Below are 2,424 nucleotides of genomic sequence, written 5' to 3'. Positions count from 1 at the left end.
CGGCTGCTTCAGCGGCTGCGACATCGTCAGTATCTGGGGTACCGTTGTTGTTCGCGTCCTGCTTATAAGTATATGTTACTGTCTGTAGTCCTGGTATAAATGATATGCGGTTTTTAGATTTATAGCCCCTAGCAGTGTCTTCGTTTGAACGACTTAATATGTAATTTGGTAAGTTTAATTCATTTCTGAGATCAATAACTGAATTACGGTAATCTTCACTAGAAAATGTTTTTTCATTCAGAAGTTTTCCAGTGCTATCATCAACCTGACGGACAGTTATATAGCTACCACCTGTTGAATATTCAAACTTTTTTAGTTCAAATTCCTGTAAGTTAGTTCCTGCACCTGTTGATCCAAAAATAGCAAAACTTAATTCTTCACTCCCACGTATCTGCCTTGTCGTATTTCTAGTACTATCTATGTATCCTTGAACATTTTTTCTAAACGTTTGACCAGCATAAGTCACGGTCATTTCTTTCGTTCTTCCATTAAATTCAACGACTACATCTTCAAAATTGTTAGATTCTGGTTGTTTAATTAGTCTAGCTGCATCGGTTTTAGCAGTATAAGCGACACCCTGATTATTCGTAGCAAAGAAGGCTCCAAAGGCTCCATTTTGATAGCCTGGAAACTTCGGATCTGCTTCTGATTTTTGATTAGAATTGGGTCTTGATGTATTATGCCAAGTGTCCAACTTAAACCCAAATGAATAAGGAATAGTACCTAAACCAATACTAGCTCCAGGAATTCCAACTGCTCCAGGCACTGCTGTCGTAAATGAAAAAGAAATACCATCTCCACCAGCCCTGTTACCGATTTTCTTACCTTCATACTTGTTTCCAAGGTTTACACGCCCTTCAAGTACGAAGCTCTGATTCATATCAATACGCCTTTTCAAAGGCACACTTCCAGCTTGTCCACTAGTATCTTCTGTTAAAACAAAGACACCTGAAGGTTTACGATAAGCATGTCCAGAAGATGTAAAATGCTTAGAGGCGTTCTGAGATGTTACAATTAACCGAGCTTTGGGGTTATATGTCGCTCTTCCTAAAGCCACTGGTTGCTCTAAAACCGCTAAAACATGATGTCCACCATCTAAGCGACTCTTATTATTAGCTAACTCAACACCTGCAGCCAAAATAGCTGTTAAGACTTCTTTGCTGCTCATCCCTTTTGAAAGATTAAGCTTTGCTAGACTTGTAAGCTCATTAACTACTTCAGGAGTATAAACTTGACTCAAAAGAACCTTTACAGCGTCTACTTTATCTTCTGAAGTTTGGTATGTCGTATCAAACCGTTCTAGAAGCGGCGTATTATCAGGCCGGTTAATAATGTCTGTAATAAAGGCATTGATTTGAGGAACCGTTTGATCTGTTACATTAGTAACAGGAACTTCTGCCTCTTCCTCAAACTCTTTATCATCCCTAGTATCATCAGACATTTCTTTAGGTTCTACTTCTCTATCGGCCGGAACGCTATCAGTAGATGATGAAGATTGTTTTTCATTATTTTCATCCCCGGCACCACGTGCTAGATCAATAATGTTTTGAATTTCTTCAACGGTAGTAGCAGATTGACGTACAGATTCAAGTTCCTCATATTTAACGACAGAAGTATCAGTTGTGGTATTTGCCGGCAACTTCGCTTCAGATGCTTCAGTAAGGGAGACCTCGTCTGTGATCTTTTTCCCGTCTTCATTTTCTTCTATCACAGTAGATGGTACAGATGTTTCAGCCATCACTGGTGATGCAGATCCTAAAAATGAAAGACCTACCAAAACCGATGCCACACCAAATTTAAATTTCTTGATGCTGTATCGCTGTCGTGTTTGAGATAAGTCATGATTATTAAACAATGACATCTATTTCCTCCTAATTTTTTAACCAACTAAATAATTTAGATAAGGTTATTTTTAGCTTGCATTCTTAATAACTCTTAAAATAATCCGATGTAACCAATTCACGAAATATATTCATTTCAAAAATTTATCAATTGATAAATTGAAGCTCAAAGCCTTGCTAACCACTAGCATAGCTAGTAGTTTAGTAGTTTACTAGTTTTCAAGATATTAAGAGTACCCTATCTTATAACACTTAAGTTGAAATAACACAATTTTTTTTGCATTTTTTTTACATTTTTTTCTGAAATCCTCTATACCACTGTTATTATCTGCTTTTTTAACACTTTAGAATTGGAATTATACGGTAAAACCAAACATAAAAAATGTGACAAAAACTTGAATTTTGTCACATTTTTTTAAAAAGCGTAGCAAACCTTTGCTATTTCTTACTCGTGGTGCTAGTTGATTTCAAAATATCTCAAATGATAAGCCAGTGTGATTTGTTCGATTCTCAATTGTAGTCCCCTAATACTTCTAGTCAACGCGTGCTCAATGTCAAATAGCGCACAACGTTCAGAAAGGCA

At 36.8% G+C, this 2,424-nt stretch carries 1 protein-coding gene and 1 pseudogene; both read right to left on the bottom strand.

Annotated features, from left to right (window positions below; genetic code table 11):
• Positions 1–1,861: lectin-like domain-containing protein (locus ACMZ6U_RS10120; protein WP_416108300.1), on the bottom strand; the 1,861-nt coding region annotated here is incomplete at its 3' end.
• A 437-nt stretch (positions 1,862–2,298) separates the two neighbouring features.
• A pseudogene (locus tag ACMZ6U_RS10115) lies at positions 2,299–2,424 on the bottom strand (IS982 family transposase); the annotation flags it as partial.

Source organism: Streptococcus pluranimalium, from assembly GCF_047785745.1.
Taxonomy (GTDB): Bacteria; Bacillota; Bacilli; order Lactobacillales; family Streptococcaceae; genus Streptococcus; species Streptococcus pluranimalium_B.
The sequence above is the reverse complement of the archived record's forward strand: the minus strand, read 5'-3'. Positions and strand labels throughout refer to the sequence as shown.